Origin of the sequence: Nonomuraea sp. MTCD27 (assembly GCF_041950495.1) — a bacterium.
Lineage (GTDB): Bacteria > Actinomycetota > Actinomycetes > Streptosporangiales > Streptosporangiaceae > Nonomuraea.
In genome coordinates this window covers 1-25,135 of the sequence record NZ_JBGNUW010000055.1, presented here as the reverse complement: position 1 = coordinate 25,135, position 25,135 = coordinate 1, and the positions used below count along the sequence as shown (strand labels likewise).

Here is a 25,135-nt window from a genome sequence, read left to right as displayed (position 1 = left end):
CGCCCATCCGAGCGCCTCGGGCGGCACACTACGGCACACCGAGCGAACGAACAGGATGATCAGGCGGAAACCTCCGCCACACCGAACCCATTACTCAGGACGATCAAGGCGTGAGTCATCGAGGTTAACAGTCGCCAGGCTATCCATTATGATCGTTCGGGTCCCTGGGGGTGAGGGATGCCGCCGTGCTCGGTGCGTGCTCGTACGCCCCGTCACACGTCGTCAGGACCCGGCACTGCCTGACACGCAAACCGCGCTGAGGCGGCACGAACCATCACCCAAAGGCACAGGGCGTCATTAAAAGATCTTGCTTCTAATCCGACGGTCGCAGGTTCGAATCCTGCAGGGCGCGCTTTGATTATGGTCTGACCTGCGGCTATGCGGGATCGGACTCGTTCTAGAATTTTCGTCTAGCGTTTGCGTGCTCCATACGTGCTCGCCCGCACCAACCCCGCACATTCCATGATCCGTTCACCACCTCCGACTCCTGCGGCAAGAGACCGGCCCCGCCTCGCCGCGAGCAGGCGGCGAACGCGGGGCCGGACGTTTAATCCGACTGTTCAGCTCCTCAGTGAGATGAGTTTCCCGGCCTCAGCCTGGCTTTCCTCGCCGAACAGCAGGGCGGCGGTCTTCTCGGCCGCCGCCGTGGCCACCTGCGGATAGACCGAGGTGTAGGTGTCGGCGGTGAACGCACTGGAGGTGTGCCCCAGCGTTTCCTGCACCACCTTCATCTCCACCCCGGCCGCCAGCATCAGCGAGGCCGCACCGTGGCGGAGATCGTGCAGGCGGATCGGCGGCAGGCCGGCCAGGTAGGCCAGCCAGAGGAATTGGTCGGAGACGTGCTGGGGATGCAGGCGGCTGCCGTCGGGCTGGGTGAAGACGAACCCGCTGTCGGTCCATGCCTCGCCCATGGCTAGGCGTTCCTGGCGTTGCTGCTGCCGGTGGGCGCGCAGGACTTGGGCGGTGTCGGTGTCCAGGGCGATGATCCGGACCGAGGCGTCCGTCTTCGGAGTGCCCTCGTGGACCTCCCAGGCCAGCTGCACGAGCTGCCAGTTCACGGTCACGGTACGGCTGTCAAGGTCGACCTCCTTCCAGCGCAGCCCGCACGCCTCGCCCCGGCGTAGCCCGCGCAGCGCGATCAGCTGGTAGAGCGCGAACAGGCGGTGCGCTTTGGCTTCTTGGAGGAACCGGCGGGTGTGCGCCGGTGTCCAGACCATGACCGGGGAGGGGCGTGGCACGCTGGTGTAAGCGTCGATCGGATCGACCCGCCGCCCGCCCCGGCGTTGCTTCTCCGCCTCCCGGTAGGCGCGGTAGTCCGCCTGCCAGGAACGGACCCGGTCCTCGGTCCACACCAGTGCCTTGGGCCGGGTGTAGGCGGCCATCTCCAGGACGGCGGCGGGGTTGAAGTCGATCAGCCGGTCCTGGCGCATGGCCATGTTCAGGGCGTGCCGCAGGGTGGCGCGGATGCGGTGCATGGTGGCGATGCTGATCGGCCGCCGGTATTTGACGCTCTCGCGCACCGCTGGGTCGGGGTCGGCGCGGCGTTCGGCGATGGTGTCGTTGAACTCCTCGATCTGCTCGAACATCAACGCGATGTCGCTGACCTTGAGCTGATCCAGCCGCAGCCGCCCCAGATACGGGGTGAGGTAGAGGCGGATGTGGCCCTCGTAGGAGCGGCGGGTGGTCTCCTCGATCTTCCGCTTGCGGTTGAGGAACTCCGCCAGCCACTGCTCGACGGTGATCTCCTGGGTCAGATGCTGCCCGGTCTTGACCTTACGGCGGACCGTCTCCACGTCCGGGAGCGTGTCGGTCTCGGCCAGGGTCCGCTTGATCAGGTCCGCGATCTGGATGCGAGTGGCAGGCTCGCGCGGATCGGCCAGCGCCAGCAGGTCACGCACCTGGCCAAGCTCAGCCTTGGCAGCGTCCTGGGTGGCGAAGCCGCCGCGACGCAGCGGCCCGCGCCGCTTGCCGTCGCTGCCGGGTGGGAGTTCGATCTGGTAGTTCCAGATGCCGTGCCGGTAGCTCCATCCGCCGTCGGCGCGGCGCAACTTGGGGCATTGCTGCCCGAGTGCTTTGCCGTCGCTGTTGCGGCAGGAGCAGCGTTTGAAGGTGCGTCCCTCGGCCATGGTGTGTGTCGTCCTCTTCTCTTCGGTGCTGTTGGGTGGGGCTGCTGTGACGGTGAGCAGGGAAGCGGATGGAGTTCGGCGCGGGGTTGCTGCGTTCAGTTCCTGATGGCTAGCGAAGGCACTGGCTGCCCCTCGCCCACCTGCGGAGCTGGGTAAGTCCGGTTCCGAGCACTCGTCCCGCGGTGTCCCGCTCGGCCGCGGCCCCGGGGATCGCTGGGCACGGGCGCACAGCGGCCCTGTCGCCCCCTGGCGCCGTCGGTACGGCGTGGGGCACCGGGGCCGTCGTGTTCCCGCCCGGCGCGGCCGATGCGGTGGGTGTGGGCCGGGCGAGCACGCCGGTGGTCGTCACCCGCCGCATCGATGGCCGTGCCGGACAGGGCGTATCGACGCCCACCTGGATGGCGCTGGTCAAGGCCGAATCCGACGGTCAACACCGGTCCCGGGTGCTGGCGGTTTCCGCACCGCTTCGCCGCCGCTGCATTCGCGCATCGCTTGAGGCACCACAGAGTTAAGGACAACTCCCGTGCGCGGGAGCGCACCCACGCGTGCGAGCGAGATGAGAAGCCGTTTCCAGCACGCCGGCCGGGGATGGCGTGTGTCGTCGCTGCCGGCTCGATGGACACCTTTCGCGGCAGTCGGGGGGCGTCGGTCGTGCTGAGCGGTACGGTTTCGCCGTTTGCCTGGTACGGAGAATGATGTGGTTGGTGATGTCGCGTTGCTCGGCGGTGAAGCCATGTGGGGTGCGGCCCGATTACCTGGGCCACCTGGTCCCTGTCACCTTTATAAATACCTGCGGTCAGGCCCGATTTTGGACAGCAGGCAGAGCAAAGGTTTGACCATGATTACCGGACAAAGCACTCGTATTCGGTGCACGTCGTGCCTGCGGACGGACGGGGATCGCCCCTGGTCGTAGAGGCCGCAGGCATGGCGGCGTGCAGGATGCGGGCGGTGATGGTGAGAAGCTGACGCGACCTGCGGATTAAAAGTCGCAGTTCTCAATGCCGCCCACTATCGAATCGTGTCCTCTTGTGTCGCGATGTCATGCGTTGCCCGCGCTCGAAATGTCCGAGAATGCCGCCCAGTGCTATGCCGTATCAGGTGCCGACGAGCATCCAACGAGCAACCGTGAAACGGTTGGCATCCCTTGACCATGCACACTTCTCGACTGTCCCGGCAGTGTGGCTACGTGAATCTCGGTGGTACGGACCGCTGGCCACCAGGCATGAGATCGCCGGTTACTCGGCTGTGAGGCCCGCGTCGTTGAGCCGCTTGATGAGGCTGGGCTTGCCCTGGTGGCGTTCCCGGAGGCGGGTGAGGCGCTGGGCGAAGGCGCCGGCGTGGTCGTCGCGGATGGCCAGGGCGTGCAGGTCGCGCAGGAGCTCGACGGCCAGGTCGTATTCGCGTGGCTTCTTGGTGCCGATGGAGGTCTCCACCACGTCCCACACGGCATCGAGGTCCTGGGCGAGCTGGTTCAGGTGGAGTTCCCGGGCCTGCCGTCGCTCCTGTTCCCGGCGGGCTTGTTCTTCGGCGCGCCGGGCCGTCTCCTGTTGCTCGCGGGCGTGGCGGCGGGCGGCGGCGGCGTCCAGCAGTTGGGCGACCGTCCGCCCCGTCTCCACCTCCCGATCGGTGCTTTCCCCACCGAACTCGCCCAGCAGCTCCCGGCGAACGCTCGCGGCGTCCTCCTCGGCCACCCGCAGCAGCAGTGCGTCCTTGCGCTTGGTGGGCAGCGCGCCGATCCAGGTGGCCAGGGCTTTTCGATCATGCTGTACGGATCGCGCCGGCGGGCTGGCTTCGATGGCTGCCGCGAGCAGGTCGTCGTCCAGGCGTAGGAAGTCGGCCAGGGCCCGTTGCGGCGCGCTGAGCGAACTCAGTCCTGGCGGGACGGGCGGCTCCAGCTCGTCCTCTTCCTCGTAGTCGAAGGCGTCCTCGTCACGCTCCCAGGTCCCGTACGCCGACAGCCAGGCCAGATAGAGCGGCCGCAGGTCACCGGCGGCCAGCTCGGCGCGGATGCCGACGATCGCCGACAGCGAGCGTTCGACGTCGTTTTCCCAGGACTCCTCCTCCGCCTCGCTGGTGAGGTCGAGGATGAGGCGCCCGCCACTGGTCCAGGCGCTGACCTGCTCGCCCACGCAGTAACGTTCGGCCTGCTTGAGGTCGAGCACGGCCTTGGGCAGGCGCAGCATGATCCGGTGGGTGCCCCAGTTGGCCAGATACAGGTGGGCGTCGTAGTAACGCTCCACCATGCGGGACGGGTCCCCGCGGAAGTCGCCCCAGTGGTACTCGTTGGTGAAGCTGGTGGCGGTGATGTGTGCCCGGGTGGACAGGGTGCGGACCTCGGCCTGCTGCTGGTCGGTGAGTGGCCGGTCGATGGCCAGGAACTCGTAGTACTGGTATTCGCTCATGCTCTCACCTGGCCCAGCGCCGGAACGCGTGGATCCATTTGGCTCCGGCCGGTGGCGGGTCGGGCAGCGGCAGGTCGAGGATGCCGAGCCTGCTCGATCAGCTCATCCAGGCGATCGTCAAGGGGGCGGCGAGTCACAGCAGCACACAATACTTCGGCGAGGACCCCGGTGGTCACGCTTGGGCAGAGGGGAATTCTGGACCGTCAGGGCTGTGCAGGGGTGATGTCGGTGTGCGGGAAGTCCTCGCCTTTGAAGAGCAGGGGCTGGTCGAAGTCTTTGGCGAGAGCGTAGGCGAAGCAGTCGCCCATGTTGAGCCTGGCCTTGGAGTTGTTGCCCTTCCCGTAGATCTGGTATGCCTGGCGCGCAATTCTGGCCTGATTGGGAGTTACAGGCTCGATGATGAGGCCCATCTCATTGATGAGCGTGTCGAAGGCGTTGCGCATGGCCTCACCGCGGTTGTCCGCCACGATGGCCGCCTCGACGTAGTTGACGGCTGAGATACGGCACACGGCTGCGGCGATGGCGTGGGCGAATTGGGTGGCCTCGCGCTCACCATTGATGACAGCGATGATGGCGCTGGAATCGATGATCACGCGGGAAGTCCGGTGTCCGGGTCGTACAGATCTTCAACGGACAGCCGGTCCTGACCGAGGTGCGTTCGCATGCTGGCGGCGATGCTCAGGATGCGTTCGGCTCTGCCTGCGGCTTCGGAGCGGCGTTCCAGCGCTTCCAGACGGCGTTCGAGCACTTGAGCGGCGTGCTGGGTTTCCTCGGCCAACCGGATGACCCGGCGGGCGAGGTCATGAATGGGCTCGTGTTCGAGGTCCACGCTCACCGTCGCTCGACTCCCTCCGTCGCGGCGCCTGTGTTGCACCTTCAGCGTAACTGGTGGCCGAGGCTTACTCGCGTCGATGGGCAGCATCCGTCCGCGTCACAAGGTTCTCTTCGAGTCAGTGGTTCTCTTCGGAAATGGTGTCGGCGGCAGCATGCCAGGCTTCCCAGATCTCGGGGCGAAGCCTGCCACGGTCAGCGACCGGGAATCCTTGTTCACGAGCCCACGCGCGCACCTGCGATGCGGTCGGCTGCCGGTCGCTTGGCCGTGCGATCTCTGCTGGTGTCCTTGGCGGGGAAGGACGCGGGGGAGCGGTGGTGGTCGGTGGGCTCCCATCTGAGCCAGATGTTGTGGTGGTGAAGCCGAGGCGGGTGAGGGTGCGGCGGCGCTTGCCGTACATGCGTTCCAACTGTGGGACTCGTGCGTCCAGATAGTCGTGTACCTCGACGTCGTGCTTGGTGGCGGCTTCTCGCATGATCCGGCCGACGTGCTGGATCACCTTTCCTTTGAACGAGATCGGCATCGCGAGGAACAGGGCGTCCAGCCGGGGCAGGTCGAACCCCTCACCTGCGACCTTGTCGATGGCCAGGAGCACCAGCGGTCCTGCCTCGGTATCGGTCAGGCGGGTGCCGACGTGGTCGCGTTCGGCGGTGCTGAGCTGCCCGTGCAGGAGCGTCGCGGCCACGCCCCGGTCCGCCAGGGCCGTGGCCAGGCATTGGAGGTGTTCCATTCGATTGGTCAAGATCAGGCTGTTCCTGCCCCGGCTTGCCGCGTCCGCGACGTCGGAGGCGATCTGAGCGGTCCGGGTGTCGTCCGCGGCCAGTTCGCCGTAGATCGCTTGGAAGGAGGCGCCGTCGTTTCCTATCTCTTCGGTGCTGAAGTCGGTCGCGTGAACGATCAATCGCTGGGCGAACGACACCTCGGCGGTGATCTCATGCCGGATTGGTCCGCACTGCATCGTGATGAGCGCGTCCATCTGGTCGGCCCGGTACGGCGTCGCCGATAGCCCGATCCAACGTTTCACGGCCACTTGACGGATGGCGGCCTCGGCTGCCGGAGCACCAATCGCGTGACATTCGTCGACGATGACCATGCCGTACTCGTCCAGCAGTGACGGGTCGGCGTCGCGGTGGGCTACAGACTGCAGCATGATGACATCGACGACACCGTGGCGCTTGTCTTTGCCCTTGCCCTTGGCGCCCACCCGCGCTCCGTCAAGGTCGAGGAACGTCGTCAGCCGTTCCTTCCATTGGTCGAGCAGTTCGGCGCGGTTGACGATGATCGCAGTTGGTACTTGGTGCCGGGCTATCAGTGCACAGGCCATCACGGTCTTGCCCGCGCCAGGCGGCGCAACCAGGACTCCCGTGAGGTGCTTGGCCATTGCCGTGACAGCTTCGGTCTGTACGTTCGTCAGCTCACCGGCGAAACGAACCCCGATCGGGTCATGGTCCGGCACCGTGGTGGCGATCTCGACGGTGCCGCCCGCTGCCGCAACGAGGTGTTCCGCTTCTTCCGCCAGTCCTCGTGGGAGTCGTAGCCAGTCGGGGTCGCTGTCGTCGAAGCAGCGTACGAAACGCGGGGTGGCGAAGGTCGAGTACCGCATCGACTGCCGCCGGTAGAACTCAGGGTTGTGAAAGGCGGCCAGATGCTTGAGCGCGGCGATCAGCGGCGCAGGCAGGCCGTCGGTCGAGATCGCCAGCATGGCGCCGAGCCGCGCGTGCACCTGGTGAGGAGCGACACCCAGCGCGCCCTTACGAGGCTTGGCCGGCAGCCCGCCCGACGTCGACGGTCCGGCGTCGATCTGGCCGAACCGCTTCACCAGCGTATCCACCTCGACTGGGCGTAGCCGGCGCACACTGGACAGGAACGCGAACTGATCCTCATACGGCTGCCAGGTGTGGGGGTCGCAGAACAGTGTTGTGCCCTGCTCCCGGCTACCACCATGCAACGGCAGCGCGATCAGATTCCCGAACCGGAATCGAGCCGCCGCCTTGACCGGCAGTGAGTCCTGCGCGGGGAACAGCCGGTCATAGCTGGCCAGCGACATAGTGCCTCGCCGGTCGATCGCCTCACGCAACAGTCCCATGCCGATGGCACGTGCCGAGGCGGCCAGGACGGGCTCGGTGAAGAACATCCACACGTGGGCGCCGGCTCCGGATCGGGAAATCTCCGTCGCCGTATGGATGCCGGCCCGCGTACAGGCTTCCGCGTAGGGGGCAGCGTCGCCCTGCCAGCCCGCGCCGTCGAAATCGCATGCCAGCAGTTGGCAGGTGTCGTCGGGCAGCATTGGATACAGCCCGACATGGGAGTCGCGTCCGTCGGTGGTTCGGCTCAGGTGCGCGATGAGAACTTCATCTGTCAGCGGCAGGAACTCCCGCTCGGCGTCGTCCCTTTTGCGCCAGAACTCCTTCTCTGCGGGGCTCCACCCGTGCCTGCCGGTCTTGCGGCTGAAGAAGCGGGTCGCGTACACATCGCGGCGGCCGACGAACAACGCCTTGAACAAGGCGAGCTTCTCGGACGGAGGCGACGACGCGTCCGCATACGGCAAGCCGTCCTGCGGCAGGTTGACGGGTATAGCGGAGATTCGATCAGGTCCGATGGGGCCGCGCTCGATCGAGGCCGAGGCTTGCTGCCGGAGAAGCTTCCTGAGCCGGTCGTTCTCCTCGCGCAACTCAGCAATCTCGACCAACGCAGCGTCCAGCCGCATCCGTAGCTCAACCGGGTCGTTCCATTCGGCCCACAAGTCCACGAACCTATCCTGCGTGATTACCGCCATGCATCCAAGCGCCCACCCAAGGTAACCGTCCCTAGGGTGCCGACATTCGGGCGCGGCTCGCATTGGACAGTCCGCATGCACGGGGCACGCCGAGATGAGATGCCAAGCAGTGGCGGCGATCCCTCAGGACCGTAACCAGTGGCCCATTGGCGCGAAGGGCATGTCCGTGTTGGCGTCGGCCGTTATGGTCGTGGTCATGCTCAGCGCATACAACCAGAACGAAGTGCTGCTTTCGATGATGGATAGCCTCGTGGGGGACCGCGTTGATTTGGAGCCGATGAGAAAAGCGTTCGAGTCCACCAGGGGGTGACTTCGCGGCGAAGTTCACCGCTGCGGTCCAAGCGCGTTTCGCTCAGATGGTCGTGCCAGAGGTGTTCGTTGACGTGCCTGAACAGCCGGAGAAACTTCGCAAAGCGGATCTGGAGGCTTTGGTACGGCCCGCCGCCGGCTTTCTTCACTCGAATCCAACCAAGCGGGAATTGTTGACCACGTTGGACCGCATCCAGTGGCGGCAGGAGCAGCGTCCATCATGGATTCCGCGTCTGGACCGGCACGGCTTGCCGTGCCGGTCTGGACCGGCACGGCAAGCCAAGATCGGAGCCTCGGGCTGACTCGCTTGATCCGGAAGCTCTCCCCGAGCGGCCCCTGGTGGTGGGCGCTCTCGCCGAGCTCGGTGACGTGACTGTTCTCCTGCCTGCTTCTGACCCGGAACGGCCGGAGCTGGCCATGGTGCGTGGTGGGATCGGGGAGTGGGAAGTGGCTCTGTGCACGCTCCTGGGCGTCACTGGCGAGCGCGGACCCGCCACGACTGTTCCGATCGACGCGGAGGCCAACGAGGCATTGATTCCCGAGGGCAGGCGCTGGTGGGCGGTCGAACCGGCGAAGTCGTTGCCGGCGGCACAGGATCCGGGAGTGCGAGCGAACTGCTGGCCACTTTGACGACTCTTGGAGGGCTGCCGGTCACTGACAACACGCCTGAAGATTATGAGACGCTCGCCATTGCCCTCGGGGCCGCGGGGGACTGGCGCCACAGTGCCCGATGGGTGCTGGACGGGTGGGACCCCAGCGTGGATGCACACACGCTGGCCACCGCCCGCGCGGCCATCGCCGGCTGGGCGGGCGAGGGGGAAAGCGGAGTGATCGTGTACGTGTACGGTGCGGCCTTGCACGGCGCCGAAGGACTGATTGCTGTGCCCGGTCCACTGCACAGTTATCTGCTGTGCGTAAGCCGTTCTGCCGACGGTACAGACGCGGTGGAAGCGGTGCGTCGAGTGGTCCTGGCGTGTCCGGGAGAGAACTGGTGCCACCGCGATGGCTGTCCCGACGCCGACTTTCCAGAAGCCGCTGAGCTGCTCGCGTCGATCGTCACCACCGGTGATGTCGCCGGGACGGCCAACCAGGACGGCGGTTGGCGGGGGGACATCTACCAGCGGTTGTACGGGACCAGTAGCGCGGATCACTACTCGGACAGCGTCTTGGACTGCTTGGAGACGGAGCTGCTGGGCGCCGGTTGGGTGGAGTTGGAGCGATTGACATGGGAGGGCGGATTGGAGGAGTCGTTGCTGCGCCGCGGCAACCACTGCCTGAACGCATTCTACGATCCGATCACCCGGCAACTTCGACTCGCGGACGGCAAGTCCCAGCTCGATGGCTTGCTCGACTTGCTGGCCGACGATGGCGCGCTTACCGGCGACGACGAGTATGTGACCGTCGACACCAGCGAGCACGTGGTCGAGCGGTGGGGCACGGACGTCCTGGCCACGGTGGAGGATCACCTGCGTGGGCGTATCCAGGATCTGCCGGAACTATCCGTCCCAGTTCAGGGCGCACTGCTTGGGCTGCATCCTCATGCGGACGGATCCCTCAACGCCCCAGAGTCGACGGTGCTCGCGAAAGAACAACTCACCGTCCTGGCGCGCGCTGGCGGCCTGCTCGGCGACAAATGATCAGAGGAGGCCCAGCTGGCTGCGGCCTTCTCGCTGGTCATGGCCGAGGTCATCATGGCGGGGGTCATCAACGGGCTGATCAGTGGCCTGGCAGATCTACCTGATCTTGAACGGGTCGAGATGCTGCTGTTGCTGTCGTCTGACGTGACCCGAGCAAGGGGTGAGTGACGATGGCACGCATTCAAGATCATCACGTGGTGTATCGACGTTGTGGTTGTACCGACGCGGTGACAGGCAAGCGGCTGGGAAACCGCTGCGCCTGGCTGGCGGATCCCACCCACGGCAGCTGGTACTTCGCCGTCCAGGTGACGGACGTGTCCGGGCGGCGGCAGCGACTGCGCCGTGGCGGTTTCCCCACAGCCGACGCCGCGCAGCAGGCCGCCCGCGATCTCACTCAGTCGCTGGAGGCGGCACCCGTGACTTGCTACTGCACGGTCGCTCAGTGGTTGCGCTACTGGCTGCCGGTGGTTGAGCAGCGAATCCGACCGACCACCTACAAGGCCTACCGTGACCACGTTCGGCTGTTTCTGATTCCCCATCTCGGCCTGATCCCGCTTCGCGGCCTGTCGAGGCGGCACGTCGTGAGGATGTTCACCGCTGTGGCCAGGCGCCGCACCCGCTACGGCAAGCCGATCAGCGCGGCCACCCTGGAAAGGATTCGCGCGACGCTGCGGGCTGCGCTGAACGAAGCCGTCCGGGAAGACGTAATCCGTGACAACCCGGCTCGCGGGCTACGGCTGCCGTCGCCACGCCACGTCCACCCAATGGTGTGGACCCCACGGCGGGTGGCCGCGTGGAGGCGCACCGGCGAGCGCCCCGCTGTGGCGGTGTGGACGGTCGAGCAGCTGACCGAGTTCCTCGCCTTCGTCCGCGACGACCGGCTATTCGTGCTGTGGTGGCTGATCGCTCTGCGCGGCCTGCGGCGCGCCGAGGTGGTCGGCCTGCGCTGGATCGACCTCGACACCGACCGGCGCGAACTCACCATCACCTGCCAGCTCGTCCACACCGACCACGGCCTGTTCCCGTGCCCGCCGAAGAGCGCCTCCAGCCAGCGTGGGATCGCTCTGGACCTCGACACCCTCCGCTTGCTACACAGCCACGAAGGAGTCCAGCGCGGCGAATTGAGCACCGGTTGGTCGCCGTCAGCCCCGATGTTCACCCGCGAGAACGGCGAGGCGATCGATCCCGACTACCTCAGCTACCGCTTCCACAAACTGGTTCTGGCCAGCGGACTTCCCCCGGTGCGGCTGCACGACCTGAGACATGGAGCTGCGACGCTGGCCCTGGCGGCAGGAGCGGATCTACGGGTGGTGCAGGGCTTGCTCGGTCATGCCAGCATCGTGCTCACCGCCGACACGTACACGTCGGTGCTGCCGCAGCTGTATCACGAGAGCGCCCGAGCCACCGCCCGGCTGGTCCTCAAGGCAGCACGCAAGACCGCACGCAAGGTGAACAACGCTCGCCCTGGTACGTGACTCACGTGTGTCTCACCGTGACTCACGATCGGACGACTCGACTACACAATCGCGGGAAATCCCAGGTCGGAGTGGTAGGGCGCCCGGGGCTCGAACCCGGAACCTACGGATTAAAAGAACGAGCAACCACGGCGTGGATGGCATTCCTTGGCCATTGAATTTGTGTCCGCCTGATTCGCTGGTCTCGTCCATGACCGATGCCCTTGAGGAGCCATCAACGATCAGCGTCGAGCTACAGGGAGCTCCAAAATATGCTGGTTTAGCTCTATATGGTCGGGTTCGATACGGCACAGTTCGTCGAGATGCAGTACGGGCGAAGCTGGAAGTTCCAGCCTTGCTGAAGGACGATGGCCGCGATCTCGATGCTCGTCAGCGGCCTTTCTTTCCTCAAGTGCAAAATGTCTGACCAGTACAGGTCTCGTTTCGTCAGGGCGCTGCTCAGCAGGTCCACCGTTGTCGGATCGACCGTCAGGTCGGCCAACTGCCGCATATGGCGAGCGCCGTCTGTCACGATGTGGCCCCATCCGTGCTCGGCGCAGTACGCGAACATGGCTGCAGCCTTGGCACGGTTGATGGACGTGGCCATTTCAACATGTGGTTTGACCTCAACAAGAAAGCACCGCTGGTCCTTTGTCATGGCCAGGAGGTCGGGATAGTAGGTGCGTTCCTCGCCGCCGAATCGGTAAGGGATGGCTACAGGTTGTTCGCAATACCAGGCGATTTGATCAGCTAGATCAAAGGTTTGGATCACTCGCAGTTCAGCAATTGACTCGTAGGCGACCTTGCGGCTCAGCTTGGGGGAGTCCCATAGGCCGCTGTGTTCCCGTTCACGGATTGAGCGAAGTGCCCGTACCTGTCGTGTGTCCGGAAGGTCGCCTCGTGTGGAAGGCCACACAGTCGCAGCGAGCAGCCTGGCGCAGCGTTCGGTGGCACGCCTTGCCGCACCCGTCTGCCGAAGGTGCTGCCGCTCCCTCTCACGCCGCCCAGCGAGGATGCTAATGGTTTGCGCAGCGAATTTCTTGCCTTCCTGCAAGCTGTATTTGGCGACTGTGGCCATGAATCGGACGGCCAGGCGCGGATCGGCGTTCGGTAGTGCAATCTCGGAGAGGGTGAGCAGAGCTTCAGCGGAATCAACCGAGGACTCGCTGGCCTGTTCCAACGACCGGTGGACGAGGCTTCGGACATGATCGATCGCCCATGGCATCCGGTGCTCGGCACGCAGCCGCTGCAGTGCCTTCTCCTGAAGCTGACGTGCTCGCTCTTTGCTCACCTCAAGTGCTGCACCGACGGTCTCCAGTGACTGCGGCTGATAGTCGTGCAAGCCGAGTCTACGGGCGAGGACGTCTCGACGACGGGAGTTGCTGACGCCGCTGATCGCTGCTGCCGGCAATTCTCGAGCGTGGATGAGGGTATCTTCATCGGCCGAGCGAAGCGCCTGCCAACTCAGGTCGACCAGTCCCAGCCCGGGCCAGGAGCATTCCACCGCCCACGGCGTCAACAGCAGGCGGCCAGTGTGTTCCAGTAGTGCGCGGCCTGCCCGATCGAGATCGTCCTTCGAGTACTTAAGCAGGTCGGCGATCTCCGGTCGGGCATGGAACTCTGCCTGCCGCTCGGCGTCCAGGCCGGTGCCCGTGATGGTCTGCCAGATGTTCAGGATGCGATCGATATGTGCTCGATGCCAGTTGTAGGCGTCGATGGGATCCACATCTTCGCTGGGAGGAATCATTTCGGCCAGGCGTGACTGAAGGGTACTGATGGTGCGTCCGCGCAAGTTCGCAATTTCTTCAAGGGGGATCCCTGCTCGTACCCCGGCGAGGAGCGTGTTGATCTCCTGCCGTTCCCATCGGGCTCCGTGCCGTGGGGGCAGTACGGCTGTGGCCGGTGGTCGTGTTATTGAGCTGTAGTCTGCCGCCTCAGGCAAAGCGCGCTCCATACCGTCGTGAACGATGAGATTGGGTGATCCCGCGGTTTGGGACCAAGTGCTTGGAAGGTCGGCGATGAGCTGTCGAATTGATAAATAAGTGGGCCGTTCGGCACATGAGGCTGTGGCTCGCTAGTCTGAGCGCGTCATCCGGCCACCACAAGGGCGACGGGTTCATCGGCGGTGCGGCGGGGGCTTTGGCAAGCTGATGAGAACGTCGAGCCCCAGGTGCTCCTTGCACAGGTAGACCAGTTCCTCACACTCAATGAGCTGAATGCGTCCATGACGGGAGGCGAAGTCACGGCTGTCCTTGCCGACCCAGGAGGTGGTTACGAGGATTCCTTTAGTGGCGTGCTTGTCCTCCATGACGCCAGCCAGGGCGCGCACGGCTTCGATTCCGACGGCGCTCTTGGTCCGCTTGGCTTGGATGATGCATACACCGCCGAAGACTGGGTTTTCGTTGACGGCGACGGCGTCCACGCCATCGTCGCGGGAGGGCTGGGTGACCCAGCTCTTCATACCCATGGCTTCGAAGAGCTGGCGGGTCAGGTGCTCGAACTCCGTGGGGGTCATGGCCAGTAGGTCGGGGCGGCTGTCGAGTCCGGCGACGGCGTCGATGCCTTCGACGAACTTGTACTGGGCAAGGAGGGATTCGAAGTCAACGACTGGACGTACCGCTTCCAATTCGTACGGGTGCGGTGATACCAGCGCGTTGAGTTTTTGCTTGAGGCAGTGGACGGGGTCGAGGTCGGTCAGCACGAACGTGGAGAACACGTCACCGGCCGCGGTGACGCTGATGAGGCAGGGACGGATGGGCTGGCCCGTCGCCCGGTCCTTCGTCGACGCGTGGCCGTTGAAGGTGGCCGTGTCGACGAGGCTGGCGAGGACGGAGCTGAAGACGTCGTGCAGCGTGCGAAGGGTGATCTGGGCGATGAGGTTGCCGTACCGGTCCTTGATCTCCTTGGGAGGGCGGGGCAGGGCGTCGATCTCATCACGCGACTGGACGTAGCGATATCCCCGGGTGGTGGGAATCACGTCCTGGGAGGGGAGTTCGTACTCGACAACAAGTTCTTTGGCCTCTGGGCGGTAGATCACTCGTGTCTGGTGCGGAAACGTCTCTGGGTACGGTGAGGCGTCGAGGACCAGGGTGAAGAACTGCGCCACAGCGTCGGAGTCGCCTGCTCGCGCCCTTCTCTCGAAGTCGTCGACCTGGGTGTTGTAGTCCTCTGCTTCCTTGCGCTGACTAGCCACCCACTGCTGGTAGGAGCGCCGCCGCTCCTCCAACTGTCTCTGGCGCTCGACGACGCCTGCCTCGTAACATGTCACTTCTTCCTGGTACCTCTGCCTGGCTTCGGCTTCCTCGCGCTCGTATCGTGCGGCGTTGAAGAACCGACCGAACACGCCGGGTGGGCGGGGAGCGAATGAAGCCCAATGCGGCTTGCCTGGCGGAGGGACATCCAGACCCGCAGGGTCGAAGGTGGTCGGCTGAACAGTGCGTTTGAGGGAGGCGAAGGTGAGCTCCGGCCGCCGTCTGACGCCTGTGACGAGTACGGAGTCTAGTTCCTCGACGACGGACTGAAGGTCGGCCGTCGACTCGGCGGCCTCGGACTTGCGGGACTCGATATATAGGCGTTTGCGCTCACGCTCGTTCGCAGCGGCACGCTGTGCGGCGGCACGCTGAGCACGCGCCCGTTCACGTTCTGCTCGGGCCGCTGCCTGAGCTGCTGTTCGGCGGGCCTGCTGCTCCAACCGCTGCTGACGTGCTCGCTCACGCTGCAGTTCGGCCCATATGCCGCGCCTTTTGGCCATGTCCCCTCCGAGCTTGCTGATCTTGTTCAGCACCTCCATAAGTAACGTAGCGAAGCCCTACGACAGTTTGAAACGGATAAACTCAATTTACTTTTCGGGCATGCCGATAAAGCGATCTCGTCATAGCGGGGCGACCAATGTTTGAGGAGAATTTTTGAGGCAGAGCCAGCTGCTAATAGAACGAGGGCCTCGGCGCTGGCTGCATCCATCACTGACGTCGACGTCATAGAAGCACTTCGCCCCGTTTCCTTGAAGAAGGTGATGCACGATGGGTGGGAACGTGCTGATCGTCTACCGCCGCTGCGGGTGCCAGGGAGCGGATCGGTCTTGTCCGCGATTGGCTGAGCTCCGGCATGGGTCGTGGTACTTCGCGGTCCAGGTGGTCGGCGCAAGCGGACGGCGTGAGCGGGTGCGCAAGGGCGGTTTCGCCAGCGCGGAGGAAGCCGAGCAGGCAGGCGAACAGCTGATTGCGGCTGATAGAGAAGGAGCGGTTGGCGCCACCTGCACCGTGGCGCGGTGGCTTCGGGCCTGGCTCGACAGCGATCAAGCGATCCGCCTGCAGACACGGCAGGGGTATGCCGACCACGTCCGGCTCCATCTCGTCCCCGGTCTGGGGCGAGTGCGGCTGGCGGAGCTGTCGAGCCGGAATGTGCGCCAGCTGTTCACTGCGCTGGCCCGGCGCCGTAACCGGTATGGGCGGCCGTTGTCGCCGTCGACGTTGCAACGAATTCACGCGACGCTGCGGGCGGCCCTGAACGCGGCGGTCCGTGAAGGGCTGCTGCCCAGCAACCCTGCCCGCCACCTGCGGTTGCCGCGACCACGACGTCCGCATGCCGTGGTGTGGTCACAACATCGGGTAGCGGCCTGGCAGGCCGATGGACAACGGCCGGCAGTGGCCGTGTGGACCACGCAGCAACTGAGAGCGTTCCTCGCGTTCGGTCACGGTGATGCGTTGTTCGCACTGTGGTGGTTGGCGGCGTTGCGCGGGTTGCGTCGCGGAGAACTGGCCGGACTGCGCTGGGCGGAGGTCAATCTGGAGGCCGCTGAGCTGACCGTGGCCCAGCAGTTGACCCAACACGGCGGTCAGATCCGGGTGGTACCGCCCAAGAGCGCGGCCAGCCAGCGCACCGTTGCCCTGGACGGTGAGACGGTTCGGCTACTGCTCGAACACGAACGGCGCCAAGCCGAACAACGACAGTGCTGTGGCCCTGGGTGGAATGCCGACGGGTATGTATTCGTCCGCGATGATGGCCGCCCAGTGGCGCCGGACTACCTGACGCGAAGGTTCAGGCAGCTTGTGCTGGCCAGCGGTCTTCCGCCGGTGCGGCTTCATGACCTCCGTCATGGAGCCGCCTCGACCGCGCTGGCCGCGCAGGTGGATCTGCGTACCGTTCAGGGGCAACTCGGGCACGCCAGCATCGTGCTCACCGCGGACACCTACACGTCCGTGCTGCCGGAGCTGTACCACGAGGCAGCGGAGGCAACGGCCCGGCTGGTATTGACGACGGCGCGCACGACCGCCCGGAAAGTCCGAAGGATCCGGTTGTCCCAGACGTGACCCAAGCATGACCCAGATCAAGAACCGGGATCTTGCACAGACCGGAAACCCCAGGTCGGAGTGGTAGGGCGCCCGGGGCTCGAACCCGGAACCTACGGATTAAAAGGGCAACTATCTCATCGTGTCTCAATGTATCACTCTGTCCATAAATGCCATTATCAAAAATGTCCAAGAATGCCCCCCGGTGCTATGTCGTATCAGATGCCGACGAGCATCTAACGAGCAACCGTGGGATGGTAGCATCCCTTGACCGTTCGAATTTCAAGCCGCTTTGCGAACTGACGTTCAACTTGGCCACCGTTCGTGGGAGGGTTTGGTCCGGCAATCTACCGTGCTCATCGTCTCGAAGTTGGAATCCGGGTTACTCGCACCTCATTGGCCACTAACCATAGATCGGCCAGGTACCGCTGGCGGTTGATGTGCAAGCAGTGGCTGCGGAGGTTTCGTCCGACACCGCTTGTTGGCGAGTTCTGACACCGCCGGGCACGTGTCGGTGCCGCGGATGTTGGTTTGCGTCGACACCGCTTCCGCGCCCGACGGGTGTCAGGTTGTCCGCTGCTTTGTGGCTTGGGCCAGACGGTAGGAGTCGGTGCCGGTCTCGAGGATGGTGCCGCCGAAGGTGAGTCGGTCGACGATGGCTGCGCATAGCCGGGGGTCGGTGAAGGTCTTGGTCCAGCCATCTGGACTCATTGGACGCGATCGCGACCGAGGCCTTCTCCTCACGCTCGGTGAGGACCTGGAAGAGGAGTTCCGCGCCGCGGCGGTCGAGTTGCATGTAGCCGAGTTCGTCGATGCACAGCAGGTCGACGCGGCCGTAGCGGGCGATGGTCTTCGCCAGCGTCATCTCGTCGGCGGCCTCGACGAGCTCGTTGGCAAGCTGGGTCGCCAGGGTGTACTTGACCCGGTAGCCGGCCATGGCGGCCTCGGTGCCGAGTGCGATCAGCAGATGGGACTTGCCGGTGCCGGAGTCCCCGATCAGACACAGCGGCTGTCCCTTCTGGACCCATTCGCACTTGGCGAGGGTGTGGATCACGGCGGGATCGATGTTGGGGTTGGCGTCGAAGTCGAAGGCCCGCAGGGACTTCTCGCGGGGGAACTTGGCGGCCTTGATCCGGCGTTCGGACCGGCGTCGGGCGCGATCGTCGCACTCGGCAAGCAATAGCTCGGCGAGGAACCCGCGGTAAGACATCTGCTCACGCCCTGCCCGGTCGGCGTAGTCGGTGAAGGAGTGGCGGATGGTGGGCATTCGCAGCATCCGGCACGCTTGGTCGATCGCGGCGTCGGCTGCTTCTTCGGTCATTCCACGGCGCTTGGTGGTCACGGTGCGGCTCCTTCGTTCGGGGTGTCACGTCGGCTGGCCAACAGCTGGTCGTACTTCTCCACGCTCGGCAGCGGCCGAGTGTCGGCCGGGATGTGGGCGCGGAGCCGGCGCTCGGTCAGCGATCGCACGGCAGGGATCTCGCCTTCTCCGCGTGCCTTGTCGCCGCTCATCAGGGACTGGTGGTCCGCTGTCGTGTCGTCGGCTCCGCCATCTGCTGTGTCGTTGTACTTGCGCGCTTCCAACGCGACAGCGTCCGCGGTGAGCGCGCCTGCACGCAGCGCCGTCGCGAGTCCGGCGACGACGTGGTCGTGTGGAAGGTGCCGGTGCAGCATCAGGACCTCAATGAGGGCACGGTGCCGTCGGCGTCACCGTGGGCCTTGCAGGCCGCGGCCCACCAGGCGTCGTGAACGGGCGTGAACCGCCCGGATGCCCTGGCCTGCTCCAGCGCTTTCGCACCGGGTAGCGCGCCCGGTTTGCGGAGGAGGACCTCGAGATAGTGGTCCAGGTCGACCCGGGTCGAGCCCTTGGTCATGAGCCGTTCGTGGCGGGCGATCTCGGTCCTGCCGTCGAACACGACCAGGTCGCTGGCGTTCAGGAGCACCCGGGCTTGACGGCCGACCATGCGCGCGGGCACGGAGTACTTGTTCATCCGGACCGTGACCTGGGCGTACCGGTCCACGCGCGGGGTGAACCAGCGGCCGGTCGCGAACGGCTCGGTCGGAAGGGGCGCGAGGAGTGGCTGCTCGGTGGCGAAGTGTTCCCCGACCGTGCGGGCGCGGGACCCGATCCGCCAGGCGTCGTCGGCTTCGTCCCAGGCGTCGACCATAGCGTTGAGCTCGGCGAGGGAGTCGACTTCTGGGATGGGGACGAGGTGGTTGCGTCGGAACCAGCCGATCTGCCCCTCGACGCCGCCCTTCTCGTGCGCACCTTGGATTCCGGGCTGGCAATAGAAGGCTTTGATGCCGTAGTGGGAACGGACGGCGGTCCACCTGTCGGCCTCGACCCGCTGGCGGGAGAACCCGATCACGCTCGCGACGGCGGCCTTGAGGTTGTCGTAGCGGATCTTCCCGGTCGGCACCCCGCCGAGCACGTTGAAGGCGTGGACGTGACCCTCGAAGAAGGCTTCCTGCCCAGCCGAGGCACTGACCCTGTGCACGGCCTTGCCCGAGTAGGAGAGCCGAAGGCTGAACAGCGCGCAGGTTACGAGCTCGCCGCGCAGGTGGATGGCGACGTCGCCGAAGTCAACCTCGGCCTCGCGGCCCGGGAGGTGCTCTTGCGGGATGAACGCGTTGGCAGGTTCCCGTCCGACCTCGACGCGAATCTCACGGCGTCGGGTGGCGACGTACTCGCGGACCATCCAGTACGACACCACCCCGGCCCCGTCATGTTCGTCAAGCAGTCGATCGAAGATCCGCTTCGCCGTGTGTCGCTGCTTCCGCGGTGCGTCGAGGTCCGAGCGCAGCCAGTCGTCGATCACCACTCGGTACGCGTCAAGCCGTGAGCCGCGTTTGGGCGGTTGCTTTCTCTCCTTCGGCCATGCAGATTCCAGCGCCGCTGTCACGGTTCGGAAGCCGACGCCGTGCTTGCGCTGCAGCGCGCGGTTGGACATCCCAGATCGGGCATCCCGTCGGATCGCCGCGTACAGGTCGACCCGGGAACGCGGCTGCGTCATCGGTGGCACTCCTGACGTGAGCACGCCGTGGGCACGACTTTCGGCACCGGGCCACCGCCCGGGAACGGTGACCGCATGCGACCACAGCCCGGAATCACTGGCCCTACCGAGGTGCCTGGTCATGTGCTGCGCAGGGCTTCGGTGGGCGGTACTGACTCGGCCCGGAGTGCGGGGTACGACCGACGACGGAGCCGATGAGCAGCGAGTAGGCCAGGTCGAGTCCCACTGAAGCCCAGGTCAGTACGACGGCCCGGCCTTGCGTGGTGACGAAGACGTTGGTGACGAGCACGCCCAGGATCAGGCCTGTGATGCCGCCGACGACATCAACCTCGACACCACCTGTCCGCCCCGTGTCCCTGGCGCGACGAAGATCTGCTTGCGCGGTGCCTAATCGGTCTTCCCGCAACACCTCGCGGGCCCCTCAGTGTTCGCTGCTGAAGAACCGTAGCAACAGCGGGCCGACGGTCTGTGGGTCGACGACGTGATCCGGCCCCTCGATGGTCTCCCGTTGAGCGTGGGGTAGTAGGTCTGCAAGCTCGTCGGCCGCGCGGTCGAAGAAGTCCGAGGGCAGGCCTGCCATGTAGGGGACCGTGATCGGTCCTCCGGTGGTGACCAGGACCGGTTGGGTGACCGTTGCCAGTCGATCGGCCGGCAATTGGTAGCGGTTGAGGAAGACGCTGTCGTGGACCAGCGTGGGCGCGAGGGCGACCGAATCCGCCCAATGCGCCGTCTGCTTGCCTGCCGCTTTCCTGGCCGCGATGTTGTCGTCGGAGGCGCCGGTCACGCGCATGAACAGTTCGAGAACCTCCTCGTCTCGCCCGGCGTCGAAGGCGCGTCGGGTGTCCGCGATGTACTCCTCGAATCGCGGGCGTATGTCGTCCCCGACCACGTAGGGCACCTCCCACACGGCGATCGTGTCGATGGCTGACCCGGCCGCGGCGGCTTCCAGCGCCAGCGCGCCACCAGAGGACGCCCCGAACAGGTGTGCCGAGCCGCCCGCCTCCGCGATCAACGCATCCAGGTCTTCGATCTCCCTTTCCACGGCGTAGGGCTCGGTGAAGCCGCTCGCGCCGCGTCCCCGACGGGCATAGTTGTAAACCGTGAAGTGCTCGGCGAGAGCAGGTACCAAGGGAGCGTTCTCGGCTCCGTCGTCCAGTCCGCCGCCTACCAGGACGACAGCCGGGCCGCTTCCCTTCCGGTCGTAGGCGATGGCGGTGCCATCGTTTGATGTCACGCGAAAGGCCATCTCGTTCATCTCACATCTCCGTTCGAGAGGTTTGTCTCAGCGCCTGAGCAGCGTGCCGACGACGGCCTCGGTGCGCGACCACCGCGCCCTTGCGATCACGGCCGCCACGACGAGACAGGCGAGCGGCAGCCAAGGGCTCTGCTCGAGCACGAACTGATCGGTGATGACAGCACCGGTCAGCAATGCCGCCAACCCGAGACTGGCCAGGCCCGCCAGAGCCGGGATCAGAAGTCCAACCCCTCCCGCGACCTCCAGCGCTCCGACCAGGTACCGGAGCCACTGGCCAGCCCCGATGTCGGCGAACATGTCCACCATGACCGGGTTGCCGGCGAGCTTCGAGATTCCGCCGCCGGCGATTATCGCCGCCAGCACGACTTGCAGAATCCAGACGCCGATGCTGCTCGCCCGCCCGGGCATGTGCGCAACGGTTTCCGAGTTGTTCTTGGGGATGGTGCTCATGCGTCTCTCCTTGTCGTGTCCGGGCCTGGGTACCGGTGATGGCGTTGGCCGAGTGGGCCGGGTTGTCGGAGTTGATGTCGACCAAGTGCTCGCGGTAGCGGCATCTACTTCTTGTTGCGGTAGAGGACCATGGTGATGGGACCGAAGACCGCGACGAGAAGTACGGACGAGACGAGCACCCAGCCGATTTCCCCGGCGGGCACCGAGCCGTCCATCAGGCCGCGTACCACGGTCGCCAGGTGGGTGATCGGGTTGACCTCGATGACCGCCTGCATCCACCCGGGCATCGTCTTCGGGTCCACGAAGATGTTGCTCACGAACGTCAGCGGGAACATCACCATCATGCTGACCCCCGCCACCGAGTTCGGCGTGCGCAGGATCAGGCTGAGCATCGTCCACAGCCACGACAGGCAGAACGAGAACACCAGCAGCAGCACCACCGACAGCACCACGCCGACGGCGCCGCCCTCCGGCCGGAACCCTAGGACCAGGCCGAGCATGATGACGATCGCCGACCCGATCGAGTAGCGCACCAGATCGCCGAGCAGGGCGCCGACCAGCGGCGACGGCCGCCACACCGGGAGCGACCTGAACCTGTCGAAAACGCCTTTCTGGATGTCGGTGTTCAGCGTAATGCCAGTGTTCATGGTAATCATGACGTTCGCCTGCACCAGGATGCCCGGCAATAGGAACTGCAGGTACGCCTGAGTCGACCCGGCGAGCGCGCCACCGAACAGGTAGGTGAACATCAGCGTGAACATGATCGGGAACAGGGTCACGTCGACGAGCTGCTCCGGGACGTGTTTGATCTTCAGCAAAGCGCGCCAGCCGAATGTCAACGAGGTGAGCACCGGGCCGGGGCGAGACGGCCGCTCGCCGGCCAACAGCACACTGCGCAGCGCGTCCTCGGTGACCGGCGCCGACGCCTGCTCTGCGGTCGTGGCATTCATGCGGCATCCTCCTCGGGTGTCTCCTCGGCGGCGTGTCCGGTCAGGGTGAGGAACACCTCGTCCAGGCTCGGCTGACCGAGCGCGAACTCGGTGACGTCGATGCCGCTGCGGGACAGCTCGGCCAGGGCGCGGGCGACCCGCTCGGGGTCGGAGATCCGCGCGGACAGCGCAGCCGGGTCGGCGGACGGCTCGGCCGGCACCTCGAGGACGCCGGCGAGGACCCGTTCGGCCTCGGCCCGCTGCTCGGGCGCACGTAGCCGTACGTGCAGCGAGCCGGCGCCGACCGATGCCTTGAGCTCGCCGCTCGAGCCCTCGGCGATCACCTTCCCGTGGTCGATCACCGCTATCCGGTCGGCGAGCTGGTCGGCCTCGTCGAGGTACTGAGTGGTCAGCAACACGGTGGCGCCCTCGGCGACCATGCCCCTGACGATCTCCCAGACCTGGTTCCTGCTGCGCGGGTCGAGCCCGGTGGTCGGCTCGTCGAGGAAGATCAGTTCGGGGGTGACGACCAGGCTCGCCGCGATGTCGATGCGCCGGCGCATCCCGCCGGAGTACTTCTTCACCTGCCGGTCGGCCGCCTCGGCGAGGCCAAACGCGTCGAGCAGGTCGGCCGCTCGCCGCCTGCCTCGGCGGCGTGAGTAGCCGAGCAGCCTGGCGAGCAGCAACAGGTTCTCCACCCCGGTGAGGTCCTCGTCGACCGACGCGAACTGCCCGGTAAGGCCCACCCTGCTTCGCACCGCCTGGGCGTCACGCACGACGTCGTAGCCGAGCACTTGCGCCTCTCCGGCGTCGGGGCGCAGGAGCGTGGCCAGCATGCGGATCGTGGTGGTCTTGCCCGCCCCGTTCGGACCGAGCACGCCGTACACGCCCCCGGCGCTCACGGCCAGATCCACACCGGCGACCGCGTGGGTCGTGCCGAAGCTCTTCTTCAACCCTCTCGTCCCGATCGCGAGCTTTCCCATGGGTTCGATTCCTTCTCTCGGTGTTGCGAACGGATTGGTTGAGCTAGTCAAGTTTGACTACTTGGCCAGAGTACGCGAGGAGGAAACGTCTAGTCAAGGTTGATTAGAAGCGCATCTTGAGGGGATCGTGGACCGTTCGCCACGAACCCGGATCATCGGCCATGGTGTAGGCGCCCTCAGACAGTCGTTTGCTCAGGTTCTTCGCCCACTCCAGTTCGGTGCGTGCGTGTCCCGCCCACAGTTCGGCCTGATCGCGGACGTGTTCGGGAATGTCGGGGTTCGGGTTCTCCCACCCCTTGGCCTGCCCTACGAGCTCCGCTTCCAGGCGCGCGACCCGCTCGTTAACGTGCGCGATGGCATCTGTCCTGGTCAGCATGGGCAACATGGCGATGGCCGCGTCGAGCATGGTGGGGTCATGGGTGCGCCGCAGACCGTCGCGGACCAGTTCGACTATCTCGTCACGTCCCCGAGCTGTCGCGCGGTACAGAACGCGCTCCGGCCCGGAGTTGCCCGGCTCGGCGTGTTCGGTGAGGAGGCCATCAGCCGCCGCCTTCTTCAGCGCGTGATAAATCGAGCCGGGCTTGATCTTGGCCCAAATCTCCGCACCCCAGCTCTGCAGTTCGGACCGCACCTGGTAGCCATGCGCGCCGCCGGAGAGGTGCACGATACCGAGTACCAGGAGCTTCGTCGCCGACATACGCCCACCTCCGCTCAACCTGCTTGTCTCGATCGCGAACTTTCCCATGGGTTCGATTCCTTCTCTCGGTGTTGCGAACGGATTGGTTGAGACTAGTCCAGTTTGACTACTTGGCCAGAGTACGCGAGGAGGAAACGTCTAGTCAAGGTTGATTAGAAGCGCATCTTGAGGGGATCGTGGACCGTTCGCCACGAACCCGGATCATCGGCCATGGTGTAGGCGCCCTCAGACAGTCGTTTGCTCAGGTTCTTCGCCCACTCCAGTTCGGTGCGTGCGTGTCCCGCCCACAGTTCGGCCTGATCGCGGACGTGTTCGGGAATGTCGGGGTTCGGGTTCTCCCACCCCTTGGCCTGCCCTACGAGCTCCGCTTCCAGGCGCGCGACCCGCTCGTTAACGTGCGCGATGGCATCTGTCCTGGTCAGCATGGGCAACATGGCGATGGCCGCGTCGAGCATGGTGGGGTCATGGGTGCGCCGCAGACCGTCGCGGACCAGTTCGACTATCTCGTCACGTCCCCGAGCTGTCGCGCGGTACAGAACGCGCTCCGGCCCGGAGTTGCCCGGCTCGGCGTGTTCGGTGAGGAGGCCATCAGCCGCCGCCTTCTTCAGCGCGTGATAAATCGAGCCGGGCTTGATCTTGGCCCAAATCTCCGCACCCCAGCTCTGCAGTTCGGACCGCACCTGGTAGCCATGCGCGCCGCCGGAGAGGTGCACGATACCGAGTACCAGGACTTCGTCGCCGACATGCGCCCACCTCCGCTCAATCTGCTCGGACTCGCTCCGCTTGCGCGCCCGCCAGGGTGGTGTCAACTCCCACCAACACTAGGGTGCTCTCCTGGTCCGGGTGGTGTCAGCACTGACCTCGGGTATTCACCGCTGAAGCGCTTTGAAGATCGGTAGATGCAAGGAAGGTGCCTCCGACCTGCGATGATCGGATTGCCTAGATCACGAAATCGCAGAGAACGGATGCACCTTCAGGGTGAA

The 25,135-nt window shown here is 65.4% G+C and carries 19 protein-coding genes and 2 pseudogenes; 5 read left to right on the top strand and 16 right to left on the bottom strand.

Annotated features, from left to right (window positions below; translation table 11 throughout):
* Positions 1–560 precede the first annotated feature (560 nt).
* Positions 561–2,126 carry a tyrosine-type recombinase/integrase gene (locus tag ACBJ59_RS62480; RefSeq protein ID WP_375119343.1) on the bottom strand — a complete coding sequence of 522 codons (1,566 nt, stop codon included), beginning with the start codon at positions 2,124–2,126 and terminating at the stop codon, positions 561–563.
* A gap of 284 nt (positions 2,127–2,410) precedes the next feature.
* Between ACBJ59_RS62480 and ACBJ59_RS62475 the strand changes: the two genes are divergently transcribed.
* On the top strand, positions 2,411–2,638 hold the full coding sequence (locus tag ACBJ59_RS62475; protein ID WP_375119342.1) for a hypothetical protein: 228 nt from the start codon (positions 2,411–2,413) through the stop codon (positions 2,636–2,638).
* Between the two features lie 723 nt (positions 2,639–3,361).
* On the opposite strand, the gene ACBJ59_RS62470 is transcribed toward ACBJ59_RS62475, so the two are convergent.
* The 4 genes from ACBJ59_RS62470 to ACBJ59_RS62455 form a co-directional block, all read right to left on the bottom strand.
* Complete coding sequence (locus ACBJ59_RS62470) at positions 3,362–4,528, bottom strand: hypothetical protein (RefSeq protein ID WP_375119341.1); 1,167 nt, start codon at positions 4,526–4,528, stop codon at positions 3,362–3,364.
* Between the two features lie 203 nt (positions 4,529–4,731).
* Positions 4,732–5,121, bottom strand: coding sequence for a type II toxin-antitoxin system VapC family toxin (locus ACBJ59_RS62465; RefSeq protein ID WP_375119340.1), 390 nt, complete (start codon positions 5,119–5,121; stop codon positions 4,732–4,734).
* Complete coding sequence (locus ACBJ59_RS62460; protein WP_375119339.1) at positions 5,118–5,363, bottom strand: hypothetical protein; 246 nt, start codon at positions 5,361–5,363, stop codon at positions 5,118–5,120. Before ACBJ59_RS62460 ends, ACBJ59_RS62465 begins: the two co-directional genes overlap by 4 nt.
* 115 nt (positions 5,364–5,478) lie before the next feature.
* The gene (locus ACBJ59_RS62455; RefSeq protein ID WP_375119338.1) at positions 5,479–8,109 is read right to left on the bottom strand and encodes a DEAD/DEAH box helicase family protein; all 2,631 of its coding nucleotides are present in this window, start codon (positions 8,107–8,109) and stop codon (positions 5,479–5,481) included.
* Between the two features lie 890 nt (positions 8,110–8,999).
* Here ACBJ59_RS62455 and ACBJ59_RS62450 point away from each other — a divergent pair.
* Genes ACBJ59_RS62450 through xerC form a run of 3 tightly spaced genes read left to right on the top strand, consistent with a single transcriptional unit; the run spans position 9,000 to position 11,557 of the window.
* Positions 9,000–10,082, top strand: coding sequence for a hypothetical protein (locus ACBJ59_RS62450; RefSeq protein ID WP_375119337.1), 1,083 nt, complete (start codon positions 9,000–9,002; stop codon positions 10,080–10,082).
* 39 nt (positions 10,083–10,121) lie between these two features.
* Entirely contained in the window at positions 10,122–10,250 is a 129-nt protein-coding gene (locus ACBJ59_RS62445; protein WP_375119336.1) for a hypothetical protein, read from the top strand.
* Between the two features lie 2 nt (positions 10,251–10,252).
* The gene (xerC, locus tag ACBJ59_RS62440; RefSeq protein WP_375119335.1) at positions 10,253–11,557 is read left to right on the top strand and encodes a tyrosine recombinase XerC; all 1,305 of its coding nucleotides are present in this window, start codon (positions 10,253–10,255) and stop codon (positions 11,555–11,557) included.
* Positions 11,558–11,822: 265 nt separating this feature from the next.
* On the opposite strand, the gene ACBJ59_RS62435 is transcribed toward xerC, so the two are convergent.
* Together ACBJ59_RS62435 and ACBJ59_RS62430 are read right to left on the bottom strand one after the other, a co-directional pair.
* Entirely contained in the window at positions 11,823–13,328 is a 1,506-nt protein-coding gene (locus ACBJ59_RS62435; protein ID WP_375119334.1) for a TnsA endonuclease N-terminal domain-containing protein, read from the bottom strand.
* Between the two features lie 324 nt (positions 13,329–13,652).
* The gene (locus ACBJ59_RS62430; protein ID WP_375119333.1) at positions 13,653–15,320 is read right to left on the bottom strand and encodes a restriction endonuclease; all 1,668 of its coding nucleotides are present in this window, start codon (positions 15,318–15,320) and stop codon (positions 13,653–13,655) included.
* 247 nt (positions 15,321–15,567) lie between these two features.
* On the opposite strand from ACBJ59_RS62430, the gene ACBJ59_RS62425 reads away from it, so the two are divergent.
* Complete coding sequence (locus tag ACBJ59_RS62425) at positions 15,568–16,845, top strand: tyrosine-type recombinase/integrase (RefSeq protein WP_375119332.1); 1,278 nt, start codon at positions 15,568–15,570, stop codon at positions 16,843–16,845.
* A 543-nt stretch (positions 16,846–17,388) separates the two neighbouring features.
* On the opposite strand, the gene ACBJ59_RS62420 is transcribed toward ACBJ59_RS62425, so the two are convergent.
* From ACBJ59_RS62420 to ACBJ59_RS62380, 9 genes and pseudogenes are all read right to left on the bottom strand, one after another.
* Entirely contained in the window at positions 17,389–17,535 is a 147-nt protein-coding gene (locus tag ACBJ59_RS62420; protein WP_375119344.1) for an ATP-binding protein, read from the bottom strand.
* A 52-nt stretch (positions 17,536–17,587) separates the two neighbouring features.
* Positions 17,588–18,091: pseudogene (locus ACBJ59_RS62415) on the bottom strand (ATP-binding protein); the annotation flags it as partial.
* A gap of 71 nt (positions 18,092–18,162) precedes the next feature.
* A pseudogene (istA, locus tag ACBJ59_RS62410) lies at positions 18,163–19,838 on the bottom strand (IS21 family transposase).
* 421 nt (positions 19,839–20,259) lie between these two features.
* Positions 20,260–21,093, bottom strand: coding sequence for an alpha/beta fold hydrolase (locus tag ACBJ59_RS62405; protein ID WP_188187019.1), 834 nt, complete (start codon positions 21,091–21,093; stop codon positions 20,260–20,262).
* A gap of 27 nt (positions 21,094–21,120) precedes the next feature.
* The gene (locus ACBJ59_RS62400; RefSeq protein ID WP_375119331.1) at positions 21,121–21,543 is read right to left on the bottom strand and encodes a DoxX family protein; all 423 of its coding nucleotides are present in this window, start codon (positions 21,541–21,543) and stop codon (positions 21,121–21,123) included.
* 104 nt (positions 21,544–21,647) lie between these two features.
* Positions 21,648–22,493 carry an ABC transporter permease gene (locus ACBJ59_RS62395; protein WP_375119330.1) on the bottom strand — a complete coding sequence of 282 codons (846 nt, stop codon included), beginning with the start codon at positions 22,491–22,493 and terminating at the stop codon, positions 21,648–21,650.
* The gene (locus tag ACBJ59_RS62390) at positions 22,490–23,455 is read right to left on the bottom strand and encodes an ATP-binding cassette domain-containing protein (RefSeq protein ID WP_375119329.1); all 966 of its coding nucleotides are present in this window, start codon (positions 23,453–23,455) and stop codon (positions 22,490–22,492) included. Before ACBJ59_RS62390 ends, ACBJ59_RS62395 begins: the two co-directional genes overlap by 4 nt.
* Positions 23,456–23,558: 103 nt before the next feature.
* Positions 23,559–24,152, bottom strand: a complete 594-nt coding sequence (locus tag ACBJ59_RS62385; RefSeq protein WP_132104296.1) for a PadR family transcriptional regulator — start codon at positions 24,150–24,152, stop codon at positions 23,559–23,561.
* A gap of 152 nt (positions 24,153–24,304) precedes the next feature.
* Complete coding sequence (locus ACBJ59_RS62380; RefSeq protein WP_375119328.1) at positions 24,305–24,961, bottom strand: PadR family transcriptional regulator; 657 nt, start codon at positions 24,959–24,961, stop codon at positions 24,305–24,307.
* Positions 24,962–25,135: the final 174 nt, after the last annotated feature.

Bases quoted from the DNA above. Each gene is read 5' to 3' on its own strand.
- ACBJ59_RS62395 (WP_375119330.1), bottom strand. From the start codon at position 22,493: ATGAATGCCACGACCGCAGAGCAGGCGTCGGCGCCGGTCACCGAGGAC.
- ACBJ59_RS62405 (WP_188187019.1), bottom strand. From the start codon at position 21,093: ATGAACGAGATGGCCTTTCGCGTGACATCAAACGATGGCACCGCCATC.
- ACBJ59_RS62480 (WP_375119343.1), bottom strand. From the start codon at position 2,126: ATGGCCGAGGGACGCACCTTCAAACGCTGCTCCTGCCGCAACAGCGAC.
- xerC (WP_375119335.1), top strand. From the start codon at position 10,253: ATGGCACGCATTCAAGATCATCACGTGGTGTATCGACGTTGTGGTTGT.
- ACBJ59_RS62420 (WP_375119344.1), bottom strand. From the start codon at position 17,535: ATGAGTCCAGATGGCTGGACCAAGACCTTCACCGACCCCCGGCTATGC.
- ACBJ59_RS62390 (WP_375119329.1), bottom strand. From the start codon at position 23,455: ATGGGAAAGCTCGCGATCGGGACGAGAGGGTTGAAGAAGAGCTTCGGC.
- ACBJ59_RS62385 (WP_132104296.1), bottom strand. From the start codon at position 24,152: ATGTCGGCGACGAAGCTCCTGGTACTCGGTATCGTGCACCTCTCCGGC.
- ACBJ59_RS62470 (WP_375119341.1), bottom strand. From the start codon at position 4,528: ATGAGCGAATACCAGTACTACGAGTTCCTGGCCATCGACCGGCCACTC.
- ACBJ59_RS62445 (WP_375119336.1), top strand. From the start codon at position 10,122: ATGGCCGAGGTCATCATGGCGGGGGTCATCAACGGGCTGATCAGTGGC.
- ACBJ59_RS62400 (WP_375119331.1), bottom strand. From the start codon at position 21,543: ATGAGCACCATCCCCAAGAACAACTCGGAAACCGTTGCGCACATGCCC.